The following is a 23,274-nucleotide window of genomic DNA, read 5'->3' as shown; positions in this document are numbered from 1 at the left end:
CCCGTGTCGGAAACACGGGTTGGTCTCCGAACCGGGGTCGTGGCATGACCCCGATGGACAGCGTCGTCAGGAGCCGACCCGGGCGATGAGCACGCAGGCATCGTCCTCGCGCTCGGTCTCGCCGTATTCCTCGACAACCATCCGTACACAGTCCTGAGCCGAGCGGACTCCGTCGAAGCGCGGGGCCAGGTCGAGCAGCCTCTGGACGGCCGCCGTGCGTCCCCCACTCTCGGCTTCGCTCGAGCGAGGGGACCGCCATTCCCGGGGCACCAGTCCATCGGTGTGCAGGAGCAGCAGGTCGCCCTCTTCGAGGCTCTCCTCGGCCTGGCCGTAGACGGCACCCGATGTCGCTCCGAGCAGCACGCCGTCGGGCGCTGCCAGTGCGCGCGCCGTCCCGTTGCGGAACAGCAGCGGGGCGGGGTGTCCTGCCTGCGCCCAGCTGAGGGTGCGGGTCTGGGGCCGATAGCGGCAGCAGACGGCGCTGCCGAGGGAAGGTTGGACGGAGGCGTCGAGCAACTGGTTGAGCCAGGCCAGGAGTTGGCCCGGCTGGGTGCCTGTCACGGCCATGCCGCGCAGGGCGCCGAGGAGCATCGCCATGCCCGAGGTCACGGCCACTCCGTGGCCGGTGAGGTCACCGACGCTCAACAGGGTGTCGCCGTCGGGCAGTTCGAGAGCGTCGTACCAGTTGCCGCCGACCAGTGCGCTGGTCGACGAGGGCAGATAGCGGGCGGTGAGGTCCAGGGCCTGCGCGCCCCGCTGCGGGAACCGCAGGGAACCACGCCACGGCGGCAGCACGGCCTCCTGCAGCTCGACCGCGAGCCGGTGCTCGGCCTGCGCGATGTGCCGTTCGCGCTGCAGCGAGTCACGGGTCTCGCTCACCGTCCGCTGGCTGCGGCGCAGTTCGCTGACGTCGCGCAGCACGGCCCACATCGAGGCGGTGCTGCCATCGGCGTCGAGCACGGGCTCGCCCATCATGTGCACGGTCCGCACTCCGCCGTCGGGGCGCACTACGCGGAACTCGCCGTCGATGGGCTTGGCGTCGATCAGGCAGTCCGTGACCATCGCCGTCAGCTTCGGCCGGTCCTCGTCGACCACCACCGACGGCAGTTCGTCGAGCGTGAGCGGGGGAGCGGCGGGGTCCCGGCCCAGGATCTGATAGAGCTCACCGGACCAACTGGCCTCGTCCGTCAGCAGGTTCCACTCGGCGCTGCCGACCCGGCTCAGCAGCGAGCCGCGCCGGGATGCGGCCGGCACGGCGCGGGCGGCGGGAACGGCTGCGGGTCGAACGGGCACGGGCGGCGGTCCGTCCCGCAGCTGGGCCAAGTGTTCGTCGAGATCGTTGAGTTGGTGCATCGCCAGATTGCAGAGCGCGCGCTGCCAGCGTCCCTGCGGGTCCTCGCCGTCGACGGGAGCGTCACGCCGTACGGCGTCCACCTCACCGCGCAGCTGCCGCGTCTGCGAGATGAGCGCGTCGACCGAGCCGCGCTGGGGCGGCTGAGCGGCTGAGCGGTCCGCAGAGAGATGGGAGGGCATGACGTACTCCGATGCGGGGACGGTACGACCAAGGCTGACGGAAGGACCGTTACGACTGTTGCACAGCCTGCGACGCGCTGTAAGGGATTTGGCAACACACGATACGGTGGTGCTTCTGGCATATGCCGCAGTCCTCCCGGACCGGGCATGCGGTATCGATTCGGTACGCGTCCGGTGTGACCAAGTCGTAGATGGCCTACGTGACTTGACGGTCTGCCGGGGTGTACGCGCCCGCCGTTCAACCTCCTGTTCGAGGGACGTTTGTGCGAAGCCTTCTCTATCACCGGATCCGGCGAACTCGCCCGGGTTCAGCGGGATCCTTGCGAGGAACAAGCCCGGGACTTCAGTCCGTTTTAGTCCCGGGTCGTTGACAGTGAGCGTACGAAGTCCCTCACCTCGGCCTCGTAGAGGGAAGCCGGGTCGATGCCCATCGAGGTGAAGTTGCCCTCGATCTCCAGGCCGACCAGCCCGTGCAGATGGGCCCACAGCATCGTGGTCCGCGCGGCGACCGCCTCCGGCACGTTCTTGATCCCGTGGTGCTTCATCCAGTCCCGGAACTGGGCCGCCGGGCCTTCCGGGACCGCCGTGCCCGGCTTCGCGAGGGCGCCCACCACCTCCAGTACGACTTCCATGGCGGGCTGCGAGGCCTCGACCAGGCTCGTGGACTGTGCGTCATATCCCTGAAGCGGCGCCCGGAACAGGAGTCGGTAGCGGTGCGGCTCGGTCAGTGCCCAGGCGCGGTAGGCCTGAACGACCGCGGTCAGGCGGGCGACCGGGTCCGTCGCGCCGGTGCCGGCCCCGCGGGAGAGGGCGGAGGCGAGGTCCCCGTAGGCGTCGATGACCAGCTCGGTCAGCAGGCTGTCCCGGTTGGTGAAGTAGCGGTAGAGCGCGGGGCCTGTCATGCCCACCTGTTTGGCGATGGCGTTGAGTGACAGCGCCTCCGGGCCACCCTCGGCCAGTTGCCGCAGTGCCGCGGTCTTGACCTCCTGCCGTACCTGCGCGCGGAACCGGTCGCGCAGGCCGGGCTCGGTCCGGCTCTCTGCCGCCATGTCATCGCCTCTTCGTCTTCGGTGGGTGGCTCTTGACTTACGGAATATAGAGGAGCAAGCTTTAGTTAGAACTTATCACGAACACGAGAAGCTATAACTAAGGAGCTCTGACCATCATGAACGCGGAGACCGTGGCCGATGCGATGACCGAAGTCGTCCTCCCGGGTGCCGTGGAGCCTTCCGGCCTCGAGATCCGCGTGCGCCCCGCGCCGGAACCGGCGGCCGGTGAGGTCGTCCTGGCCCTGGAGGCCTCCGGAGTGTCGTTCGCCGAACAGCAGATGCGCCGTGGCAAGTACTACGACCAGCCGCCGTTCCCCTTCGTGCCCGGCTACGACCTGGTCGGCGTCGTGGCCCGGACCGGGGCAGGGGTGGACCCGTCACTGGTCGGCCGGCGCTTCGCCGCCCTGACCAAGGTGGGCGGCTGGGCGAGCCGGGTCGTCCTGCCCGTCACCGATCTCGTCGAGGTCCCCGGCGCGCTGGACCCCGCGGACGCCGAAACGGTGGTCGTCAACGGCATCACGGCCTGGCAGATGCTGCACCGCATCGCCAAGGTCCGCGCCGGAGGGACCGTGCTGGTGCACGGGGCGAACGGCGGCGTGGGCTCCACCCTCGTCCAGCTGGCCACGCACGCCGGCATCCGTGTGATCGGCACCGCCTCGCCCCGGCATCATGACGCGGTGCGCGCGCTCGGCGCGACTCCCCTCGACTACCGCGCCACCGATCTGCCCGCCAGGGTACGGGAGTTGGCGCCGGGCGGTGTCGATGCGGTCTTCGACCACATAGGCGGTGACGGGATCGTCGACTCCTTCAGGCTGCTGGCGCGGGGCGGCACGCTCGTCTCGTACGGCACCGCGGCCACCCGTGACGTCGCCGGATCCTCCAAGCTGCCCGTCCTCAAGCTCATCGGGCGGCTGTTCCTCTGGAAGCTCCTGCCCAACGGCCGGCGTACGCACTTCTACAACATCTGGGCCGGCAAACGCCGTCCGGCCGTCTTCCACGACCGTCTGCGCACCGACCTCGGTCGCGTCTTCGCCCTGCTCGCCGACGGCTCCATCACCGCGCAGGTCGCGGCCCGCATCCCGCTCAGCCAGGCCGCGGAGGCCATGCGGCTGGCCGAGTCCGGCACCGTCACCGGCAAGGTCATCCTCGTCCCGGATCCGGCCCCGGACGCATTCGGCGCCCACTGAAATCCGTTCGTTCCGACATCGACACACCCGAGGAGAACCCATGTCCGTACAGGAGAACGCCGCCCTCGCCGAGCCCTGGAAGGAGCTCTGGAACAACGACCTCTCCCTCACCGAGAAGATCATCGCTCCCGACTTCGTCGCCCACGCGGCGCCGATCACAGGATCGGGCGCTGACGAGATCCGCGGCCGGGAGGCGCTGAACCAGTGGATCTCCGGCATCCACTCCCTGCTGAGCGACCTGACCTTCGGCATCCAGGTGGGGCCCATCGCCACCGATGAGTATCTGGTGGTCCGCTGGCAGGCGAGGGGCATCTACCGCGGCGGGTTTCCCGGGGCTCCCGAGGAGGCGATCGGCAACGAGGTCGCGTTCACGGGGACCGATACCCTCCGCGTGGAGGGCGGTCGGCTGGCCGAGTACTGGGCGAACGCGGACAGCCTGCTGTTGGTGCAGCAGCTCGGGATACGCGAACTGCCCGGGTCCTGACGGGACATGTGTCGACGGGCCGGACGCGGTCGGCGGTCAGTCATCCAGGGCTCCGGGACAGATCTGGCTCGTGCACGCCGACGCAGGCCGTCGATGATCTCGGCGTGCTCGCCGCCGACCGCGCGGACGGGGAATCCGGCTGCGGTGAAGGTATAGCCCACCTCGACGGGGGTCACACCGGCGCCGAGGTCGGCGGCCAGGGCCGGATGGGTGTGGATGGTCACGGCCGGATTGCTGCGTGCCGCCTCGAGTTCGTCGACATCGACATGGTCGGCGTGCTCGTGGGTGATGAGCACGGCGGTGGCGCCGGACAGCGCCTCCCCTTCGCAGTGGACGCCCGGATCGATCACCAGGACGCGGCCGCCGGCTTCCGGGCGTACACAGGCGTCGCCGTATTTCGGCAGACGCATTTGATCGATCCAGCCACCTCGTCCCGGCGCCTGGGCCCGGCTTTGGGAACAGTGCCGGCGCCCGGGCGAGGTTCGACCGCTGTTCATCCACGCCTTACCGCACCGGTAGGGACCTTGACGACGACCGCGTGCACGCTTGCGCGCGGTGTGCCGCAGGGGCACTCCGGGGATGAGGGCGGACGAATGACACCGATCAGCCGAAGAGGCTTTGTTGGGCTCGGCGCGTCCGTGGCGGCAGGTGCCGCGATGGGCGTCGGTTCGCGTCCGGCGGCCGCCGCCGCGACCGCGTCCGGCACGATCTCGGATGTGCAGCACGTCGTGATCCTCATGCAGGAGAACCGCAGTTTCGACCACTACTTCGGCCGTCTCAAGGGCGTCCGCGGCTTCGACGACCGCAGCGGCATCACGCTCTCCGGCGGCACATCCGTCTTCAACCAGCCAGGCGGCAGCGGCAGGCAGTACCCGTGGGGGCTCGGGGTACGGCGACGGGAAGTACGACATCTCAATGGTCGGCCCCAACCGCTTTCTGCGCCGATTCAAGGGCGACGTGACGAAGGCGGGCAAGTCGCCGGAAGTGAGCACCCGCTACGCGACCGAGCCCGGCAGCGGGAAGACGGCCATCTGCTTCAAGATGGCCAACTCCTCAGCTGCCTCGGTCAAGTTCACCATCACCTCCCACCACTACCGCAGCGACGGTCCCTGGACGTACACCGTCGCCGCCGGCGGCTCGACGGAGGACTTCTTCAACGCGGTGGCGTACCAGGGCGATTGGTACGACTTCACGATCACTGTCGACTCCGACGCGACCTGGTCGCGTCCGTTCACCCGGCACATCGAGACGGTCGCGGCGAGCGTCAGCGGCTGATCCGGTACGACGGCGGGCCCGAGCGCCCACCGTCGCGGTTCACGCGTACAGGTCCGGGCGCGGGGCGAGCTCGACGGTCACCCGGCCGCCGTTCTCCAGTGCCCGGACCCCCGCCTCGGCGACGGCGGACGCGGCATACCCGTCCCAGACGCTGGGCCCCGTGGCCCGGCCCGCCCGGGTGGCGTCCACCCATGCCTGCACCTCGCGGTCGTAGGCATCGGCGAACCGTACGAGGTAGTCCTGGGCCACCTCCTCGCTCGCACCGCCTGCCGTCGTCACCACCATCGCGTGCTCGTCCCCGATCCGCGCGCTCCCCGCCTCGCAGACCGCCTCGCATCGCACCTGATAGCCGAAGCCGCAGTTGACGAAGACCTCGACGTCGACGAGAGCCCCGTCCGCCGTCTCGAACAGCACGAATTGGGGATCGAGCAAACCCTCCGGGGCGTTCGAGGCCGGCCGCGGACGGAGCACGGTCACGGCCGTGAGTTCCTGGCCCAGCAGCCAGCGCGCCGCGTCGATCTCGTGCGAGACGGAGCTGTTGACGAGCATCGCCGAGGTGAAGCCGGGAGGGGACGAGACATTGCGGTGCGTGCAGTGCAGCATCAGCGGACGGCCCAACCGCCCGCTGCCCAGCAACGACTTGAGACGCATGTATTCGGCGTCGTAGCGGCGCATGAACCCGACCTGCGCCAGCCGCCGCCCGAGCCGAGTCTCGGCCTCCACCACGCGCAGCGCCCCGGCCGAGTCCGGCACCAGCGGCTTCTCGCACAGCACCGGCAGACCGCGCTCGAACGCCGCGAGCAGCGCCTCCTCGTGCGCGGGCCCGGGGGAGGCGATCAACACCGCCCGGACGCCGGGCGCGTCGAGCGCGGCCGACACCTCGGTGTGGACCGAGGCACCGTCGATGCCGGCCACGGCGTCCTTGGCCCGGCCGGTGTCGGGGTCCGCCACCGCGGCGACCCTCGCACCACTTACCACTTGGCCGATTCGCCGTATGTGGTCGGCACCCATGTGTCCGGCCCCCAGCACCGCCACACCCAACAGCTCACTCACGCGCTCCGCACCTTTCCGCCGACAGCTCGGTCCCCGTGTTCCGATTCTCGGCCGGAAAGATCAGTAACGCAGCACCCCGGCGATGCCTTTCGCATCCTCGAGGCTGCCGTCGGGGACGAATCGGACCTCGGCGCCCGTGTCCAGGCAGCGCTCGACGATCTCGTCCACGATGTCCTCCCGAGCGTCCAGCTCACCGCTCTCGGCCGGGACCAGATGGTCGCCGCCGTCGTCGCGGACCGTCACGCGGTAGTTCTCCTCGACTGCGAGGAGCCCGATGCGGCCGTCGGAGGCGTTCTGCCAGACCTCGTCGACACCGGCGGCGAACGCCTTGCGGCCTCGGGCCGCCTCCAGCTCACGGCTCACCGTGTCGATGCTCTTGCGGTTCTCGGCGGCGATCATCGGCTGGACCGCCTGCCACACGGCGTTGGGGGTGCCGTGCGCGAGACCGCCGTGCGGCACGTGGACGGCGTCCTTGGTGACGGTGCCCACCTCGTCGAGCAGCGAGAGCGCGGCCTGCTCGCCCGTGACGTACAGCGGCCGCGGTTGTTCGCGCAGGACCGCGGTGAGGGCGGTGTCCGCGTCGCGCAAGAAGTGGCGGGTGCCCTCGTCGCGGAAGGTGCTCGGCATGTCGCCGATCTGCTCTTGGCGCTCCGCGTCGAAATTCTCGCGGTCCCGGGTCAGTGGGAACCCACCCGATTGGTCCTCGACGACATGACCGGCGCCACCGTTCCACAGCGTCACCCGATCGGGCGAGACCGCGAGGACCCAGAACGGGCGCTCGGAGGCCTGCGCGGCGACGAGGTTGCGGGTCAGGAACGTGTCCGAGAGCACCACGCGCTCAGGCACGGTGCGGGCCAGCGACCAGACCTGGTGCTCACCCGGCGCCGCGAAGATCGCCAGGCCGTCCTCGGCGTGCGCCAGATCGACCTCGGCCAGTGCTCGCTCGAGCTGCTCGACGACATCAGTGCGCCGTTCGCGGGTGACCGAGGGGTCGGCTTCCAGCTGCTTCTTGGCCTCGGCCACGACGTTGCGGAGCCGGACCGGATCCTGTGCGTTGTCGGGTTCGCGGCGGTGTGTCGGCGTCAGCACGGACACCGCCGGATAGGGCCGCGGCCTGCGCAGCTCGGTGAGGGTCGCGGGGCTGAGTGCGTGCTCCATATCAGCACCATAGGGCCGATTCGCCTATCGGGCATTTGGGGCAATTGATTGTTAGTGTCGCTCGTGTCGCCAGATGACGTTGCCGCATCGTGGTCGCCGCACGACGATGCCCGTGTCCGCAGGACACCCATGACGCAGGCCGACTCGGAAACCCAGGCGGCGCCGGCTGCCAAACTGACGCTGCTGACCCTCACCATGATGGTCGTCGGCTCGATGGTCGGGGCCGGGGTTTTGTCGCTGCCGAGCCGGTTCGCTCAGGAGACGGGCGTGGCGGGCGCCCTGATCGCCTGGGCCGTCGCCGGTACCGGGATGCTGATGCTGGCCTTCGTCTTCCAGCAGCCGGCGATCCGCAGGCCCGACCTCGACGCGGGCGTCTACGCGTACGCGAAGGCGGGCTTCGGCGAGTACCTCGGCTTCTTCTCCGCCTTCGGCTATTGGGCCAGCGCGTGCGTCGGCAACGTGACGTACTGGGTGCTCATCATGTCGACCATCGGGGCGATCGCGCCCGCGCTCGGCGACGGGGACACCCTCCTTGCGGTGGTGCTCTCCTCGGTCGGCCTGTGGGCGTTCTTCTTCCTCATCCGCAGAGGGGTGAAGGAGGCCGCGGCCATCAACCGGATCGTCACCGTGGCCAAGGTCGTGCCGATCCTCGTCTTCGTGATCCTGGCGCTCTTCTATCTGAATCCGCAGGTCTTCGCCGACAACTTCGCCGGCGCCGACTACGCGGGTTCTCTTTTCCAGCAGGTCAAGGGCACCATGCTGGCCACGGTCCTCGTGTTCCTCGGAGTCGAGGGCGCGAGTGTCTACTCGCGGCACGCCAAGCGGCGCGAGGACGTCGGCAGGGCGACCGTGCTCGGTTTCCTGAGCGTGTTCGCCGTCTTCGCCTCGGTCACCATCGTGTCGTACGGCATCATGCCGATGAGCGAGATCGCCGAGCTTCGGCAGCCGTCGATGGCCGGAGTCCTGGAGCACGCCGTCGGCACCTGGGGCAAGGTCTTCGTCAGCGTCGGCCTGATCGTCTCGGTGCTCGGTGCCTATCTCGCCTGGACGTTGATAGCGGCCGAGGTGTTGTTCGTCGCCGCCAAGGACGACGACATGCCGCGATTCCTGAGCCGGTCCACCGCGGCGGATGTGCCGGTGCCGGTGCTGGTGATGTCGACGCTCCTCACCCAAGTTGTGCTGGTCGCCACGCTGTTCTCGGACGACGCGTTCAACTTCGCCCTGGATCCGACCAGTGCGCTGACGCTGATCCCCTTCCTGCTGGCGGCGGCCTTCGAACCGGGTGTGGTGTTCACCTACGACCGCAACACCCAGACCAACACCCTGCTGCGGAAGGCCGGGATCGAGGTCATCACGATCGTCGGCGCCGAACTCGGGCGGGGCAGGGGCGGCGGCCACTGCATGACCTGCCCCATCGTGCGCGACGCCGTGGACTTCTGACCCTCAGAAGGAGTCCGGATCGGCGGCGGCCCAGTCCATGTCCCAGGAGTCGGGCGGCTCCTGGAGCAGGACCCCGGGCGCGAGCCACTCGTAGAGCTCCGCGTACGACCGCACAGTCGTCGGATCCGTACGCCGGAACACCTGGTGGGGCCCGAGCTCGCCCGGATCCCGTACCCCCATGGCGGCCATGATCCGGCTCGCGCTGCGCACGGTCGCCCGCTGGTAGCGGTGCACGCGCTCGGACTTGTCGGCCACGTCCAGGGCGCGGACCCGGCGCGGGTCCTGTGTCGTGACGCCCACCGGGCATCTGTTCGTGTGGCAGCGCCGGGCCTGGAGGCAGCCCACGGCGAACAGCATCGCGCGGGCCGCGTTCGTGTAGTCCGCGCCCTGCGCCAGCCGTTTGACGATGTCCGCACCGAGGGCGACCTTCCCGCTCGCGCCGATCCGCATCCGGCCGCGCAGCCCCGCACCGACCAGCGCGTTGTGCACGGTGATCAGCCCTTCGGTGAGCGGCATGCCGAGGTTGTCGGCGAACTCCAGCGGCGCCGCCCCGGAGCCGCCCTCCGATCCGTCGACCACGATGAAGTCGGGCGTGACCCCCTCGGCGAGCATCGCCTTGCAGACGGCGAGGAACTGGCGGCGCGAGCCGACGCAGAGCTTGAAACCGGTCGGCTTTCCACCCGCCAACTCCCGCATACGGGCGAGAAAGCGCACCATTTCACGCGGGGTCGAGAACACCTGGTGGTACGGCGGTGAGATCACCGTACTGCCCTGAGGGACGTCGCGCGCCCGGGCGATCTCGGCGTTCACCTTGGCGCCGGGCAGCACTGCGCCGGTGCCGGCCTCCGCTCCCTGGGAAAGCTTCAGCGACACGCACTTGACCTCCGGCAGTGCGGCCTTGTCCGCGAACTCCCGTGCATCGAAGCCCCCTTGGGGCGTACGGCAGCCGAAGTACCCCGTGCCGATCTCCCAGATCAGGTCCCCGCCGCCCCGCAGGTGGTACTCCGACAGGCCGCCCTCGCCGGTGTCCTGCGCGAAACGGCCCAGCGCCGCACCTCTGTTGAGCGCCAGGATCGCGTGGGAGGACAGCGCCCCGAAACTCATCGCGGAGACGTTGAGCAGGGCCATGTCGTACGGCTGGGTGCAGTCGGGGCCTCCGACGCGGACCACGGGCGGCTCCCGAGGGACTTCGACCGGGAGCATCGACGGTTGGAGGAACTCGTACCCGTCCTGGTACATGTCCCGCTCGGTGCCGAACGGCTCCTCGGCCTCGACGCCCTTGGCGCGCGCATACACGATGCTGCGCACCTCACGGCCGTACGGGCGGCCGTCGTAGCTCCGCTTGACGACGTACTGCCGCAGCTCCGGGGGCAGCGCCTCCATGAGGAAGCGGAGGCGGCCGAGCAGCGGATAGTTCCGCAACAACGAGTGGCGGCGCTGCGCCAGGTCCCACACGCCGAGCACGCTCAGCGCCAGCAGAAGACCCGCGCCGAACCACCACCACGGTGAGACGGCGCGCACCAGGACCAGCGCCCCGGCCGCGCCGAGGGCGACGAGCAGCAGCAAGAGCATCCGGCGCACACCATGAGTCAAACCCATGAAAAGGAAAGGGGCGAAAGCGAGCATTCCACTCGGGCTGCTCCCGCAGGTTGGGCAAGTCTTTGCTCATGGCCGATTCCCGTGGGGCGCGGCCGGGCGCAGGCCGAGTGCGCGGGTCCGGCGAGGGCAAAGCGCGGCCGAAAGAGTGGGTGTGACTGGACCGATCGGGTTACGGACGTGTTGACGGCCCTGCGCACATGAAACAGCCTCATCATATAGCTGCTGAATACAACTGGTTTTGTGGAAGCGTTCGTACGTCCCCGGAAACCGCAGGTCGGCGCCGCGCTCCACGTGAACCGGACGCAGGAGGTAACGCATGTGCGGCATCACCGGCTGGGTCTCCTTCGACCGCGACCTGCGCACCGAGACCGGGACTTTGGAGGCAATGACCGAGACGATGTCCTGCCGCGGACCCGACGACCGTGGCACCTGGGTTGACGGTCCCGCCGCCCTCGGACACCGCAGGCTCGCCATCATCGATCTGCCCGGCGGGCGCCAGCCGATGACCGCCGAGACGCCGGACGGCACTGTTGCGCTGGTCTACTCGGGGGAGACCTACAACTTCACAGAGCTGCGCCGCGAGCTCTCCGACCGCGGGCACCGCTTTTCCACCGACTCCGACACCGAGGTCGTCCTGCGCGGCTATCTCGAGTGGGGCGAGCGGCTCCCCGGGCGGCTCAACGGCATGTACGCGTTCGCCGTCTGGGACGGTCGCCACGACAAGCTGGTGATGATCCGCGACCGCATGGGCATCAAGCCCTTCTACTACCACCCGACGCCCGACGGCGTCCTGTTCGGCTCCGAGCCCAAGGCGATCCTGGCCAACCCGCTGGTCCGCCCCCGGGTTCGCCTCGACGGCCTGCGGGAACTGTTCGCCCTGGTCAAGACGCCCCGGCACGCCGTGTGGGACGGCATGCACGAGGTCGAGCCCGGCACCGTCGTCACCGTCGACCGCAGCGGACTGCAGCGCCATGTCTACTGGCAGCTGGAGACCCGGCCGCACACCGACGACCGCGACACCTCCATCGCCACCGTCCGCTCGCTCCTCGAGGACATCGTGCGCCGCCAGCTCGTCGCCGACGTGCCGCGCTGCACCCTGCTCTCCGGAGGCCTCGACTCCTCCGCCATGACCGCACTCGCGGCCCGGCAGCTCGCCGAGCGCGGCGAGAAGGTCCGCAGTTTCGCCGTCGACTTCGTCGGCCAGGCCGACCACTTCGTCGCCGACGAACTGCGCGGTACGCCCGACACGCCCTTCGTGCACGACGTGGCCCGCGCCTCCCGCACCGACCACCAGGACATCGTCCTCGACTCGCACGCCCTCGCCGATCCGGACGTACGGGCGAAGATGATCCGAGCCCGTGATCTGCCCATGGGCTTCGGTGACATGGACGCCTCGCTCTACCTGTTGTTCCGGGCCATCCGCGAGCACTCCACGGTCGCGCTCTCCGGGGAGTCGGCGGACGAGGTGTTCGGCGGCTACCTGCAGTTCTTCGACGAGGAGGCCCGCCGTGCCGACACCTTCCCCTGGCTCGTGCGCTTCGGGCAGCACTTCGGCGAAGACGCCGAGGTGCTGCGATCGGACGTCGCCGAGGCGCTGGACCTGGAGTCGTACATCGCCGAGGGCTACCGCACGGCCGTCGCCGACGTCCGGCGCCTCGACGGCGAGAGCGACTTCGAGTACCGCATGCGCCGCATCTGCCACCTTCACCTGACCCGCTTCGTACGGATCCTGCTCGACCGCAAGGACCGCGCGAGTATGGCCGTCGGCCTGGAGGTCCGGGTGCCGTTCTGCGACCACCGGCTGGTCGAGTACGTCTACAACACGCCCTGGTCCCTGAAGTCCTTCGACGGCCGGGAGAAGAGCCTGTTGCGGGAGGCGACCGCGGACCTGATCCCGAAGTCCGTGTACGACAGGGTCAAGAGTCCCTATCCGTCCACTCAGGACCCCAAGTACGCGATCGCCCTCCAGGAGCACGTCAAGGACCTGCTGGCCCGCCCCTCGCACCCGGTCTTCGACCTCGTCGACCGCGGAAGGGTCCGCCGGGCCGCATATCGCGACACGCCGCAGATCACGCAGGCGTCGCGGCGCGGCCTCGAACGGACCCTCGATCTGGCGCTCTGGATGGAGATGTACGCCCCGGAGGTGTCGCTCAGCTGAGACCGAGCGCCTTGTCCGCGGCGGCCACGGACGACTTCCACCAGGTCGTCACCGGTTCCCACACGAGGACGGCGTCACCGGCGCCCAGCTCCTTCGCGGTGAAGGACCGTCCGAGGTACGCAGGGTTCGCGGAGACCTCGATGGAGTCCATCCGGCGGGCCTCCGGGTCGGCCGGATCGGCGATCGTCCGCACGGCCGCGTACGCCGTCCCGCCCGCGCCGACGCGGTAGGGCCCGCTCTCCCCGGCGGGAGTCGGCAGGGCGGCGCCGTCGAGGTCGCCGAAGGTGACGGTGGGGATCCGGTCGACGGTGCAGGCGCGCGTGGAGCGGTTGGTGACGCCGATGTGTACGACGGAGGGGTCCGCGGACTGCTCGGCGCGCAGCTTGAGCGCCTTCTCCGCACACTTCGCGGGCTGAGCGGCCTTCGGGGCCTGCGCACTCTGCGGTGCGGCCGAGCCGCTCTGCGGCACGGCCAGGAGCAGCGTGGTGGCGGCTGTCGAAAGGACGAGAACGGTTCGGATGCGCATCGGTGGAGTTCCCCCTGGTGTGGTCACCCGCAGCTACGGCGTGCCCGGTCGCGGCGACGCCTGCTCACTCCGACGGCCGGGATGCACGAGGGGTTGTAGGTGAGTTGTGTGCGAGTTGTCCGTGTTACGTGGTTGTGGCACTTCCCGGCTCGTGGAACCCGGGTTCAGTCGTCGGATTCCGGCCCGCACGAGCTGCCGCTGTCCGGCAGGGACCCGTACAGCAGGAAGTCGTCGACCTTCTGGTGTACGCACTTGGAGGACGTGTAGCCGGTGTGCCCCTCGCCCCTGTTGTCGAGCACGACGGCCGACGAGCCGAGCCGCTTGGCGGTCTCCAGGGTCCAGCGGTACGGGGTCGCGGGGTCGCCCCGGGTGCCGATGAGCAGCATCTTCGGGGTGTGGACGTCGCGCACCTTGTCACGGATGTAGTCGGTGCCTTTGGGGCGCCCGTAGCACAGCAGCACCTGGGTGAGCCGGAACTGGCCGAAGACGGGGGACGCCTCCTCGTACGAGGCGCGGAGCCTGGCGATGTCCTTGGTGACCTGCTCCGCGGTGGGCCGGTCGGGGTCGTCCGCGCAGTTGATCGCCATCAGGGCGGCGGGAAGGTTGTCGATGGGGATGTCCTGTTCGTCGACGAGGCCGCCGCCCTGGCGGGCAGCCGCGGCGGCGCCCGGGAAGGCGACGCCTCCCGACAGCTGCGTGAGTCCGCGGGTGTCACCGTCCTCGACGAGTTGTTCGAGGGCCCGCTCGAGCGTGGGCCAGTAATCCTTGCTGTACATCGCCTGGCTGAGGGCGCCCACGAGGTCCTGGCCGGAGAACTGCTGGCCGAGGTCGGTGGGGACCGGGTCCTTGTCGAGCGAGTCGACGAGCTGGACGACCTGCTGTCGCGCGCTGCGCGGATCCTGCCCGAACGGACAGCCCATGTCCTTCGTGCACCAGGTGAGGAAGTCCTCAAGGGCGGTCTGCTGCGCCTCGGCGCTCACCAGACCCTGTTCGGACAGCGGTTCGGTGAGCGTGTCCACTCCGTCGAACACCAGCCGGCCGGTCCTCTTGGGGAATTGGGACGCGTACACCGCGCCCAGCCGCGTCCCGTACGAGAATCCGAGATAGTTGAGCTTCTTGTCGCCGAGCGCCTGGCGCATGACGTCCATGTCCCGGGAGGCGTTGACCGTGCCTATGTGTGGCAGTACGGGACCGGAGTGCTTGGTGCACAGCTCGGCGGCCTTCTTCACGACCTTGAGGGCGGCCTGCGGATCACTGCTGTCGGCGTTGCCGTCGATCGCGTTGGAGGCCTCGTCGGCGCCCTCGCCGCAGCTGACGGGTGAGGACCGGCCGACGCCGCGGGGGTCGAAGGTCACCACGTCGTAGCCGTTCGTCAGGCCCATGAAGTCCTTGCCCGCGAGGGCGAGCTGGCTGATCCCTCCCACTCCGGGGCCGCCGAAGTTCAACAGCACGGAACCCCTCGACTTGCCCGTGGCCCGATATCGGGCCAGCGCCACGTCGAGCGTCCCGGCATCCGGGTGCGCGTAGTCCAGCGGGACGGTCACCTTTGTGCACTGCAGGTCCTTGGGCATCCCGCCGCCCTTGCATGCCGACCAGGTGATCTTCTGGCGGTAGAAGCGGGACAGATCCGGGCCGTCGGCGGCCGTCGCCACCGCGGGCAGCCCGGCCGCCAGCAGGGCCAGGGTCACGGTCGCCGCTCCGGCGAACGCGCGGCGTTGGTGCACGGACAGCATGCATGCCTCCAGGGACCCCCGGCGGTGGACCGGCGATGCCCCCTCGCTCACGATAAGCGCGGGTCCGGAGCTACGCCTCTGGGCGAGCGGAGGGGGCCGTCGTGCCATGGCCCGCGCGCCGCGCGACGGCCCGTTCCCTTCGCACGTCTCGCTTGTCAGTTCGAAAACCGTGCCGCTCGAAGGGGTGAAAGACCGATAAGCCATAACTCGGATGGTTGTTCCGCGTTTTACGCCATGCGGGCGAGTGCCCGCGACCATGTCTGGAAGGCAGGGAACCTATGAATCGGGTTACCCGAAATGGTTTGATCGCCGCTGCCGCCGCCTCGGGCGCGCTGGCCGTGACCATGCCGGCGTACGCCGACTCCGGGGCGGACGGTGCCGCGGCAGGTTCGCCCGGGCTGATCTCCGGCAACACCATCCAGCTTCCGGTGCACGTTCCCGTGAACGTGTGCGGGAACGCGGTGAACGTGGCGGGGCTGCTCAATCCGGCCGTGGGCAACAGCTGCGCCAACGAGAGCGACGGTGGCGGGGCCGGGCAGCCCGGCGGGATGCACGGCGGTGCCGTCGCGCATGGAGGCGGAAAGGATTCGCCGGGTGTGCTCTCGGGCAACGACGTACAGCTTCCGGTGCATGTGCCGGTGAACGTCAGCGGCAACTCCGTGACGGCGGTCGGTCTCGGCAGCGCGGCGATCGGCAACGAGTCCACGAACACCTCAGGGGATGTTCCCCACCACCCCGTCGGGCCCCCCAAGCCGTCCACCCCGCCCAAGGCGCACCCGCGTCCTCAGGCGCCCCGGCACGCCCCGCAGCAGCCCGTCGCCTCCCTCGCCCACACCGGCGCGGACCAGACGGTGCCCGCGATCGCCGGGAGCGCGGCCCTGCTCCTGGGTGGGGCCGTCCTGTACCGGCGGTTCCGTCCCGCCTCGGTGCGCTGATCCACGGCACACCGAGGACGGAAGGCCCCACCGGGCCCATGACCGGTGGGGCCTACTCGGCTCCCTCACCCGGCGGCGTTCAGCAGATCCAGAGCGCTCTGCTGCCGGGCCGCGTCGATCCGTCCAGGGGGCCTGACCAGCGCAGACCGTACTGATCGAGGGCGTTGCGGCCATTGCCGAACGCAGCGTCGGCCTGCCTCCTCGGATACGTGGTGCACGGATGGTCGGGCAGGGCGGAATTGTGAGCTTGCCGAGACCGCGCACATGGGCGCCCTTGAAGGACGGGCCGTCCGCGAGGGGGAGGGCTCTTCGCAGGCAGCGCGACAGGTAAGACAACGTTGTCATCGTCAGTCGACCTCTGATCGAGAGGGAGAGTGAGAGCGCTCTCGGAAGTTAGCCGCGTGACGCGTCCGCGTCAATATCATCGCGCAGGATGCTGTACCGCACGCCGTCGCGCCAGCGTCCGTCGCGGAACACGACACTGCGCAGCACGCCCTCGCGGGTGAATCCCGCCTTCTCCAGGGCGCGTTGCTCGGCAATGTTGTCCGACTCGGTGTCGGCCTCGATGCGCATCACGTGGGTGTGGGCGAAGAGGTACCGGACCAGCTGCCGCTGCGCTTCGGTCCCCATGCCCTTGCCGCGCGCCTCCGGGAGCAGACAGATCCCCATGTTCCAGTAATGCGTGGTCCGGCTGGAGACGATCTTCCGCCAGGCGACGAAACCCAGCCGCTGGTCGTCCCGCACGACCATCAGCTGGCCCGAGTCCTCGGTGATCAGGCCGGTCTTCGCCCACTGGCGCCGCCAGCGCCGGATGTCCCACCAGCCGAACCACTGGAAGGGTTCGGCTGTCCGCGGCTCCAGCAGGAACCGCTCCATGACGGGCAGGTCGTCTTCGGCCACCGGGCGCAAGGTCACGCGTTCGATGCTCATGAAGGGCAACCCTAGGCCGCACGGGCGGTCGGCGACGCCGGAAGCGGGATCCGCTCAGGTATATGGGGAACGCCGGCCAAATCCCCTCCCACACCCGGTGATTGCCGCTGCGAACGGCGTGGAGATCGGGAAGGATGCTGCGGGTGCGACCGACCACCGCACCACCGCGACCTTGTATTGGAATGGAGCGTCCACATGACCTCTCCGGGACCCGAAGACCTCGTCGTCTCTCACGCCTCGCTCGACGACTGGAAGGTGGTCGGCGGATGGGCGGCGGACGAGGGATGGAATCCCGGGCTGTCCGACAGCGCGAGCTTCTTCGCCCAGGACCCTGGGGGCTTCTTCATCGGCCGCATCGGCAAAGAACCCGTCTCGGCCGTCTCGGTGGTCAACTACGGCGCCGACTATGCCTTCCTGGGGTTCTACCTCGTACGCCCCGACCTGCGCGGCCGCGGCTATGGCCTCACCACCTGGAAGACGGCCCTCGCGCACGCCGGCGGCCGCACCGTCGGCCTCGATGGCGTGGTCGCGCAGCAGGACAACTACCGTCAGTCCGGCTTCGAACTCGCCCACCGCACCGTCCGTTTCGGTGGAGTCGCCCCCGTGGGGGAGGTGCCGTCGGGAGTCCGGCCCGCCGAGCAGGCGGACCTCGCGGCGATCACGGCCTACGACAGCGCCTGTTGTCCCGCCGACCGCCCGCGCTTCCTGGAGCGGTGGCTGACCGGGCCGGGCCACCGCACCTTCGTGCGCCTCGCCGACGACGGGCACCTCACCGGCTACGCCGTGATCCGCCCGGCCCGCGACTCCCTGCGCGTCGGACCGCTGTTCGCCGACACCGCCGCGGACGCCCGGGCGCTGTTCGCCCAGCTGTCCGCCGACGCCGCCGGAAGCGAGCTCGCCATCGACGTCCCCGAGACGAACGCCGCGGGCACCGTCCTTGTCGAGGAACTCGGCCTCGCCCCCTCCTTCCAAACGGCGCGTATGTACACGGGCCCGGTCAGGCCGTTCGCCCAGGAACGCGTCTACGGCGTCACGACGCTGGAGCTCGGCTAGGCGGTTCGGGGAAGTGGGGTGCGTTTCCGCGTCGTCCGGTGCGGTGCATCGGCGTGCTGCGGCGTCGCCCTCGTACTGGATGTACTTGGGTGATGTGGCAGTGCGGCGAGGTGCCGTGCCGGGCGGCGGCGTGGGGGCGTGCCTCACTTCCCCGAGGCCGCTTAGGCGGTTCGTCGTGGGTCTGCGCCGCGGTGCGACAGGCGGACGCGCGCCACATCAGCCGGCCGGGTGTGATCCGGGATGCCGACGCGCCGGCGGGCCGGACCCTGCGGCGGAGCGCCGTGCGGGGAAGGCGCGTTGGTGCCCCACGGCCACCGCGGTCACCGCGGTCGCGATCAGCGGGAGCGCTGTCCGGGGGAGTGCTCCGGCACCCGAACGCTTCAGGACGAGCCCGCCGGTGAGGGAACCGGCCGCGATACCCGCGTGTGCAGACGGTGGTCTGCAGCGACGTGGCCACGTCACCGTGGGCCGGGCCGGACGCGTCGGCCGGCGCGGTCCGGATGAGGGTGGGCGCTCCGCCGGCCGCGCCGCCCCGCGCGGCGACGGAGCCGAGGAGTGCGGCGGGGGCCCGCGGGTGCCCGCCGGCTCGCCGGGGAAGGCCGGCACCCGACACCGCACCCAGCCCACGAGCGTGAGGGTCAGCACGGACAGTACGGTGAAGGCCGCGCCTTGGCCGAGGACTTCGGCCGGCGCGGTGAGCGCGGACACTCCCTGGACAGCGCGCGGGTGATCCCGGCCGGCACGAGCGCGATGGGGCGACCGCGCCGCTCGGCGGAAACCATCCGGGCCGCGTACCCGACGAGCCTCCCCCACAGCGTGCGGCCCATGACCCCGGCCACGAGCCGGGCCACGAAGGTCAGCGGGTACGAGGACGACACGGCGGTGACCGCGTTGCAGCAGGCTGAGCCCACGAGGGTTCCCATCGGCACCTGGCGGCCGGACAGACCGCGCAGCGCCGCTGTGAGCGGGGCGGCGGTGAGGAAGGAGGTCGGCGCGTAACCGGTCACCAGGAACCCGGCGCGCCCCTCGGAGACGCCGAGATCCGAGGCCGTCCGGGGCCAGTGCCCCGCGGGCAGCGGTTCGGTCATGACGACGGTGAAGGCGGCCGTGGACCGGGCGAGCAGACCCGACAGCGGGAGCGCGCCGGCAGGCAGGGCGGTGCTGCGCCGGCCCGCAACCGGGACGCGTTGCGGGCCCATCCGGCGGCGGTTCAGCAGGACCGCGTCAGCCGGCCAGCTCCCGCGCGCGTGCGGCGGCCTCGCACACCGGGCCGCGGTACAGGGGACCGTGACCCGGGAGCAGGACATCTGCCGCGAGAGATTCGATGCGCCCGAGTGACGCGCGAGCACCGTCGCGGTCCGCGTCGAACATCGTCGGCAGCAGCTGCGGACCCCGTACACGTGAGGTCGGGTGACCGCTGACCAGGGCGTCACCGGAGATCACGATTCCGGCATCGGGCAGATGGTAGACGCAGTGACCCGCGGTGTGGCCCGGCGTGTGCACCGGAAGCGGACGGCCGGGCAGGTCGAGCGGCCCCTCCTTGGGGAACGCCTCGGGCCGGGTCATGTGGACGTCCGCGGTCCCGCCCGACCGGATGGCGTGCACCGCCCACGGCAGCACGCCGGGGCGCCACGCCTGGCGCATCACCTGCCCCACACTGACCTGCTGGAGGAACTCGCGGCGCGCGTGCGGCAGTTCCGCCTCGTGCAGATGGACCGGGATGTCGTAGGTGGCGCTGAGGTACTCGGCGGAGCCGAGGTGGTCGTTGTGCGCATGGGTGATGAGCACGGCGCTGACCGCCTCGGGCGCGTGGCCGAGTGCCTCCAATGACGCGAGGAGTTCCTGGCGGTCCCCGGGATACCCCGTGTCGATCAGAGTGACGGCGTCGCCGTCGGTCAGGACGACCCAGTTGGTGTTGCTGCCGTGGACCAGATGAACTCCGGCGGCCGCCTCAACGATCGCATCCTCGCGCATGACCATCCCGACGCTTGAGAGCTGTTCACGGCCGAAGGGGCCGCGTCAGGGCGAAGGTATCGCGAGCGCAGGGGCGGGCCGCCGCCGCCCTCACGGACACCGCGCCCCTGGTGGCCGAAGGTGAACGATCCGTTCCGGCAAGGGACTTGACGCGGGACAGACAAGACCGCTTCCCATATGGCGAGTCTCGTTGACTTTTGCTCGAGTCTGCGAACAATCCGCTCGAGCGAGAGCCGGATGACTGCGTAGGCCATGGCTGTCTCTCCTCAGCGGAGTATGGGCTCCCGGCGGCCTGGAACAAGCCGTCCGGCCTGCCGATTCCAGCACGGATCACCCGTCCGTCGACCCGCGCGCGGCGCAAGCAATGCCTGCCTGCGCGGGGCTGGCGGCCCTGCCCCGACATGATGTGTTGTCGAATCCGGCCCACTGCGGCCGCCGATTGCACAGACCGCGGACCCGCACCGCGGCGGACGAAGGAAGTGATCTTCATGCGAACCCTGGAAACCCTCTCCGGTGGAGAGTGGGTGGCGACCGGCGAGTGGATCGATGTCCACGACCCGGCCGATGTCCGCACCCCGGTCGCGCGCATCCCCGCGCTCGCCGCCAAGGACGTCACCCGGGCCTACGACCACGCAGAGCGCGGGTTCGCCGGCTGGAAGCGCACCAGCCCCTTCGAGCGGGCGCGCATCCTCACCGACGCGGCGCGGCTGATCCGCGAGCGGGTCGAGCAGATCGCTGCCGACGTCACCGCCGAGAACGGCAAGACCACGGCCGAGGCCCGCGGCGAGGCCCTGAAGGCCGCCGACTTCCTCGACTACTACGCAGGCCTGGCCCGCCAGGGCTACGGCACCCTGCTGCACGACGCTCGCCCCCACACACGTACGCACACGCAGCGGGAACCGGTCGGCGTGATCCTCGTGATCAGCCCGTGGAACGATCCGCTGATCACCCCGGCCCGCAAGCTCGCCCCGCTGCTCGCGGCAGGCAACGCGGCCGTCTTCAAGCCGGCCACCGAGACCCCGCTCTGCGGACTGCACTTCGCCCGCGCTCTGCACGACGCGGGCCTGCCGGCCGGAGTCCTGAACGTGGTGACGGGCCGCACCGCGGAGATCGAGGAGGCGCTCCTCGACGACCCGCGGATCGTCGGCATCACCTTCACCGGCTCCAACGCGGTGGGCAACCGGATCCGCCGCCGCCTCGCCGACCGCAACGTCCGCTTCCAGGGCGAACTCGGCGGCAAGAACGCCTCCGTGGTCCTCGGGGACGCCGACCTCCCGGCCGTCGCGAAGGCCGTCGTCGCCGCCTCCTTCGGTCAGGCCGGGCAGCGCTGCACCGCAACCCGCGGGGTCGTCGTCGAGCGGCCGGTGTACGAGGAGTTCACCGGGCTCCTCGTCACCGAGGTCGAGGCGCTGACCCTCGGCCCGGGCACCGACCCGGCCACCACCCTGTGCCCGTTGTCCAGTCCCCAGCAGCGCGACTCCGTCCTCGCGGACCTCGGCCGCGCGATCGAGCAGGGCGCCACCGTCCTCACCGGCGGCCAGGCGGACACCGAGGGCGAGCGGGCGCACGGCTGCCATGTACAGCCGACCGTCCTCGCCGACGTCACCCCCGAGACGGCGATCTGGCGCGAGGAGGTCTTCGGACCGGTCCTCGCCGTCCGCGCCGTCGACGACTTCGCGCAGGCCGTCGAGGCGGTGAACGACTCCGACTTCGGGCTCGCCGCCGCCGTGTTCACCCGCGGACTCGCCCGCGCCCACCGCTTCGCGGACGAGGCCGAGTGCGGGCAGATAGCGGTGAACACCACCACCACCGGCTGGGACGTGCATCTGCCCTTCGGCGGGTTCCTTGACTCCGGTACGGCCTACAAGGAGCAGGGCGAGGAGGTCCTGCGATTCTCCACCCGAGTCAAGACGGTCGCCATTCACCTGGGCGCGTGAGCGCGCCCTCAGCGTCGAGAGAGAGGAGGATGCCGATGGCTGACGAGACGATCGGCATCGTGGGCGCCGGCATCGTGGGCCTGGCAACCGGCCGGGAGATCGCCCTGCGCCGCCCGGGCACCAGGGTCGTGGTGCTGGAGAAGGAGCGGGAGGTCGCGGTCCACCAGACCGGGCACAACTCCGGCGTGGTGCACGCCGGCATCTACTACGCGCCGGGCAGCCTCAAGGCGGAACTGTGCGTGCGGGGCGTGGCCGTCCTGCGCGAGTACTGTCAGGACCGGGGGCTGCCGTACGAGCAGATCGGCAAGCTCGTCGTGGCGGTGCGCGAGGACGAGCTGGGCCGGATGGACAACCTCTACGCGCGGGCCAGGAACAATCACGTACCCGACCTGAGGAAGATCTCCAAGGAGGAGATCAAGGAGCTGGAGCCGCACGCCGGGGGCATCGCGGCGTTGCACTCCCCGCGCACCGCGATCACCGACTACCCGGCGATCGCGCGGGAGTTCGCCAGGGACATCGAGGCCTCTGGCGGCGAGGTGAAGCTCGGTTTTCCGGTCACCTCCATCACCACCGTCCCGGGCGGCATCGAGGTGGCCTCAGGGCAGGAACGCGTCCGCGTCGACCGGCTGATCCTCTGCGCGGGCCTCCACTCGGACGCCGTCGCCAAGCTCGCCCAGGACAAGAGGGAACCGAAGATCATCCCGTTCCGTGGCGAGTACATGCTCCTCAAACCGGAGCGCACGGACCTGGTGCGCGGTCTCATCTACCCGGTCCCGGACCCGCGTTATCCCTTCCTCGGCGTGCACTTCACCCCGCGGGTCGACGGTTCGGTCGAGGTCGGCCCGAACGCCGTCCTGGCCCTGGCCAGGGAGGGCTACAGGCTCAGCAGGTTCTCCCTGAAGGACCTCGCCGGACTCGCCGCCTACCCCGGCTCCTGGAGGATGGCCGCCCAGCACTGGAGGACGGGCATCAAGGAGTACCGCGGATCGCTGTCCATGGCGGCTTTCATGAAGGACGCCGAGCTGTACGTCCCGGGGGTCGGCGTCCGCGACGTGGTCCGCGGCGGGGCCGGCGTGCGCGCCCAGGCCCTGGACCCGGACGGCACGCTCGTGGACGACTTCCGCATCCACCAGGTGGGCCGGATCACCGCCGTGCGCAACGCGCCCTCGCCGGCCGCCACGGCGTCCATGGCGATCGCCGAGCACATTGTCGACGCCGTCCTCGACGACGCCTCCGCAATCTGAAAATGC

19 protein-coding genes and 3 pseudogenes are annotated in these 23,274 nt (G+C 70.2%); 10 read left to right on the top strand and 12 right to left on the bottom strand.

What is annotated here, in order from left to right:
- Positions 1-66: 66 nt before the first annotated feature.
- On the bottom strand, positions 67-1,533 hold the full coding sequence (locus tag OG390_RS05045) for a PP2C family protein-serine/threonine phosphatase (protein WP_406165291.1): 1,467 nt from the start codon (positions 1,531-1,533) through the stop codon (positions 67-69).
- Between the two features lie 353 nt (positions 1,534-1,886).
- Entirely contained in the window at positions 1,887-2,582 is a 696-nt protein-coding gene (locus tag OG390_RS05040) for a TetR/AcrR family transcriptional regulator (protein ID WP_406165289.1), read from the bottom strand.
- Between the two features lie 116 nt (positions 2,583-2,698).
- Here OG390_RS05040 and OG390_RS05035 point away from each other — a divergent pair, with 116 nt between their 5' ends.
- Together OG390_RS05035 and OG390_RS05030 are read left to right on the top strand one after the other, a co-directional pair.
- Positions 2,699-3,769 (top strand): medium chain dehydrogenase/reductase family protein, encoded by a 1,071-nt coding sequence (locus OG390_RS05035; protein ID WP_406165287.1) that lies wholly within the window; start codon positions 2,699-2,701, stop codon positions 3,767-3,769.
- A gap of 40 nt (positions 3,770-3,809) precedes the next feature.
- Positions 3,810-4,253, top strand: coding sequence for an ester cyclase (locus OG390_RS05030; protein ID WP_406165285.1), 444 nt, complete (start codon positions 3,810-3,812; stop codon positions 4,251-4,253).
- A gap of 95 nt (positions 4,254-4,348) precedes the next feature.
- Here OG390_RS05030 and OG390_RS05025 read toward each other — a convergent pair.
- Positions 4,349-4,663, bottom strand: a pseudogene (locus OG390_RS05025) (MBL fold metallo-hydrolase); the annotation flags it as partial.
- Between the two features lie 183 nt (positions 4,664-4,846).
- Here OG390_RS05025 and OG390_RS05020 point away from each other — a divergent pair.
- Positions 4,847-5,092, top strand: a pseudogene (locus OG390_RS05020) (alkaline phosphatase family protein); the annotation flags it as partial.
- Positions 5,093-5,168: 76 nt separating this feature from the next.
- The gene (locus tag OG390_RS05015; RefSeq protein ID WP_406165283.1) at positions 5,169-5,528 is read left to right on the top strand and encodes a phospholipase domain-containing protein; all 360 of its coding nucleotides are present in this window, start codon (positions 5,169-5,171) and stop codon (positions 5,526-5,528) included.
- Positions 5,529-5,567: 39 nt separating this feature from the next.
- Here the strand turns inward: OG390_RS05015 and OG390_RS05010 are convergent, their stop codons facing one another.
- A complete protein-coding gene (locus OG390_RS05010; RefSeq protein ID WP_406165281.1) occupies positions 5,568-6,581 on the bottom strand; it encodes a Gfo/Idh/MocA family protein in 1,014 nt (337 codons plus the stop codon).
- Between the two features lie 60 nt (positions 6,582-6,641).
- Positions 6,642-7,739, bottom strand: coding sequence for a chemotaxis protein (locus tag OG390_RS05005; protein ID WP_406165279.1), 1,098 nt, complete (start codon positions 7,737-7,739; stop codon positions 6,642-6,644).
- A gap of 129 nt (positions 7,740-7,868) precedes the next feature.
- Here OG390_RS05005 and OG390_RS05000 point away from each other — a divergent pair, with 129 nt between their 5' ends.
- Positions 7,869-9,179, top strand: coding sequence for a basic amino acid/polyamine antiporter (locus tag OG390_RS05000; RefSeq protein ID WP_406165277.1), 1,311 nt, complete (start codon positions 7,869-7,871; stop codon positions 9,177-9,179).
- Positions 9,180-9,182: 3 nt separating this feature from the next.
- Here OG390_RS05000 and OG390_RS04995 read toward each other — a convergent pair whose 3' ends face one another.
- Complete coding sequence (locus tag OG390_RS04995) at positions 9,183-10,751, bottom strand: FMN-binding glutamate synthase family protein (RefSeq protein WP_406165275.1); 1,569 nt, start codon at positions 10,749-10,751, stop codon at positions 9,183-9,185.
- A gap of 343 nt (positions 10,752-11,094) precedes the next feature.
- Between OG390_RS04995 and asnB the strand changes: the two genes are divergently transcribed.
- Positions 11,095-12,936 carry an asparagine synthase (glutamine-hydrolyzing) gene (asnB, locus tag OG390_RS04990; protein ID WP_406165273.1) on the top strand — a complete coding sequence of 614 codons (1,842 nt, stop codon included), beginning with the start codon at positions 11,095-11,097 and terminating at the stop codon, positions 12,934-12,936.
- Here the strand turns inward: asnB and OG390_RS04985 are convergent.
- The gene (locus OG390_RS04985; RefSeq protein WP_406165271.1) at positions 12,929-13,462 is read right to left on the bottom strand and encodes a DUF4232 domain-containing protein; all 534 of its coding nucleotides are present in this window, start codon (positions 13,460-13,462) and stop codon (positions 12,929-12,931) included. The genes asnB and OG390_RS04985 overlap by 8 nt on opposite strands.
- 164 nt (positions 13,463-13,626) lie before the next feature.
- Positions 13,627-15,195, bottom strand: coding sequence for an alpha/beta hydrolase (locus tag OG390_RS04980; RefSeq protein ID WP_406165269.1), 1,569 nt, complete (start codon positions 15,193-15,195; stop codon positions 13,627-13,629).
- A gap of 278 nt (positions 15,196-15,473) precedes the next feature.
- Between OG390_RS04980 and OG390_RS04975 the strand changes: the two genes are divergently transcribed.
- Positions 15,474-16,130: a chaplin family protein gene (locus tag OG390_RS04975; RefSeq protein ID WP_406165267.1), complete on the top strand. Its 657-nt coding sequence runs from the start codon at positions 15,474-15,476 to the stop codon at positions 16,128-16,130.
- A gap of 65 nt (positions 16,131-16,195) precedes the next feature.
- Here OG390_RS04975 and OG390_RS04970 read toward each other — a convergent pair.
- Both OG390_RS04970 and OG390_RS04965 read right to left on the bottom strand, forming a co-directional pair.
- Positions 16,196-16,424 (bottom strand): annotated as a pseudogene (locus tag OG390_RS04970) (glycosyl hydrolase); the annotation flags it as partial.
- A 99-nt stretch (positions 16,425-16,523) separates the two neighbouring features.
- Complete coding sequence (locus tag OG390_RS04965) at positions 16,524-17,060, bottom strand: GNAT family N-acetyltransferase (RefSeq protein WP_406165265.1); 537 nt, start codon at positions 17,058-17,060, stop codon at positions 16,524-16,526.
- A gap of 195 nt (positions 17,061-17,255) precedes the next feature.
- Between OG390_RS04965 and OG390_RS04960 the strand changes: the two genes are divergently transcribed.
- Entirely contained in the window at positions 17,256-18,113 is an 858-nt protein-coding gene (locus tag OG390_RS04960; RefSeq protein WP_406165263.1) for a GNAT family N-acetyltransferase, read from the top strand.
- 638 nt (positions 18,114-18,751) lie between these two features.
- Here the strand turns inward: OG390_RS04960 and OG390_RS04955 are convergent.
- Positions 18,752-19,312, bottom strand: a complete 561-nt coding sequence (locus tag OG390_RS04955; protein ID WP_406165261.1) for a hypothetical protein — start codon at positions 19,310-19,312, stop codon at positions 18,752-18,754.
- Between the two features lie 25 nt (positions 19,313-19,337).
- Positions 19,338-20,087, bottom strand: coding sequence for an MBL fold metallo-hydrolase (locus OG390_RS04950; protein ID WP_406165259.1), 750 nt, complete (start codon positions 20,085-20,087; stop codon positions 19,338-19,340).
- Positions 20,088-20,575: 488 nt separating this feature from the next.
- On the opposite strand from OG390_RS04950, the gene OG390_RS04945 reads away from it, so the two are divergent.
- Positions 20,576-22,024, top strand: a complete 1,449-nt coding sequence (locus tag OG390_RS04945) for an aldehyde dehydrogenase family protein (protein WP_406165257.1) — start codon at positions 20,576-20,578, stop codon at positions 22,022-22,024.
- Between the two features lie 35 nt (positions 22,025-22,059).
- Positions 22,060-23,268: an L-2-hydroxyglutarate oxidase gene (lhgO, locus tag OG390_RS04940; RefSeq protein WP_406165255.1), complete on the top strand. Its 1,209-nt coding sequence runs from the start codon at positions 22,060-22,062 to the stop codon at positions 23,266-23,268.
- The last annotated feature ends 6 nt before the right edge of the window (positions 23,269-23,274 follow it).

It is taken from the genome of Streptomyces sp. NBC_00996 (assembly GCF_045162675.1).
In the GTDB taxonomy this organism is placed as follows: Bacteria; Actinomycetota; Actinomycetes; order Streptomycetales; family Streptomycetaceae; genus Streptomyces.
Note: the sequence above shows the minus strand (reverse complement) of the source record. Positions and strands in the feature narration are given on the sequence as shown.

What these genes read in the sequence shown, in the direction of transcription:
- OG390_RS04980 (WP_406165269.1), bottom strand. Translation starts at nt 15,195, where the DNA reads ATGCTGTCCGTGCACCAACGCCGCGCGTTCGCCGGAGCGGCGACCGTG.
- OG390_RS05015 (WP_406165283.1), top strand. Translation starts at nt 5,169, where the DNA reads ATGGTCGGCCCCAACCGCTTTCTGCGCCGATTCAAGGGCGACGTGACG.
- OG390_RS04945 (WP_406165257.1), top strand. Translation starts at nt 20,576, where the DNA reads ATGCGAACCCTGGAAACCCTCTCCGGTGGAGAGTGGGTGGCGACCGGC.
- OG390_RS04985 (WP_406165271.1), bottom strand. Translation starts at nt 13,462, where the DNA reads ATGCGCATCCGAACCGTTCTCGTCCTTTCGACAGCCGCCACCACGCTG.
- OG390_RS05040 (WP_406165289.1), bottom strand. Translation starts at nt 2,582, where the DNA reads ATGGCGGCAGAGAGCCGGACCGAGCCCGGCCTGCGCGACCGGTTCCGC.
- lhgO (WP_406165255.1), top strand. Translation starts at nt 22,060, where the DNA reads ATGGCTGACGAGACGATCGGCATCGTGGGCGCCGGCATCGTGGGCCTG.
- OG390_RS05005 (WP_406165279.1), bottom strand. Translation starts at nt 7,739, where the DNA reads ATGGAGCACGCACTCAGCCCCGCGACCCTCACCGAGCTGCGCAGGCCG.
- OG390_RS04960 (WP_406165263.1), top strand. Translation starts at nt 17,256, where the DNA reads ATGACCTCTCCGGGACCCGAAGACCTCGTCGTCTCTCACGCCTCGCTC.
- OG390_RS04955 (WP_406165261.1), bottom strand. Translation starts at nt 19,312, where the DNA reads ATGGGCCCGCAACGCGTCCCGGTTGCGGGCCGGCGCAGCACCGCCCTG.
- OG390_RS05045 (WP_406165291.1), bottom strand. Translation starts at nt 1,533, where the DNA reads ATGCCCTCCCATCTCTCTGCGGACCGCTCAGCCGCTCAGCCGCCCCAG.
- OG390_RS04965 (WP_406165265.1), bottom strand. Translation starts at nt 17,060, where the DNA reads ATGAGCATCGAACGCGTGACCTTGCGCCCGGTGGCCGAAGACGACCTG.
- OG390_RS05035 (WP_406165287.1), top strand. Translation starts at nt 2,699, where the DNA reads ATGAACGCGGAGACCGTGGCCGATGCGATGACCGAAGTCGTCCTCCCG.
- OG390_RS04995 (WP_406165275.1), bottom strand. Translation starts at nt 10,751, where the DNA reads ATGCTCTTGCTGCTGCTCGTCGCCCTCGGCGCGGCCGGGGCGCTGGTC.
- OG390_RS05030 (WP_406165285.1), top strand. Translation starts at nt 3,810, where the DNA reads ATGTCCGTACAGGAGAACGCCGCCCTCGCCGAGCCCTGGAAGGAGCTC.
- asnB (WP_406165273.1), top strand. Translation starts at nt 11,095, where the DNA reads ATGTGCGGCATCACCGGCTGGGTCTCCTTCGACCGCGACCTGCGCACC.
- OG390_RS04975 (WP_406165267.1), top strand. Translation starts at nt 15,474, where the DNA reads ATGAATCGGGTTACCCGAAATGGTTTGATCGCCGCTGCCGCCGCCTCG.
- OG390_RS05000 (WP_406165277.1), top strand. Translation starts at nt 7,869, where the DNA reads ATGACGCAGGCCGACTCGGAAACCCAGGCGGCGCCGGCTGCCAAACTG.
- OG390_RS04950 (WP_406165259.1), bottom strand. Translation starts at nt 20,087, where the DNA reads ATGCGCGAGGATGCGATCGTTGAGGCGGCCGCCGGAGTTCATCTGGTC.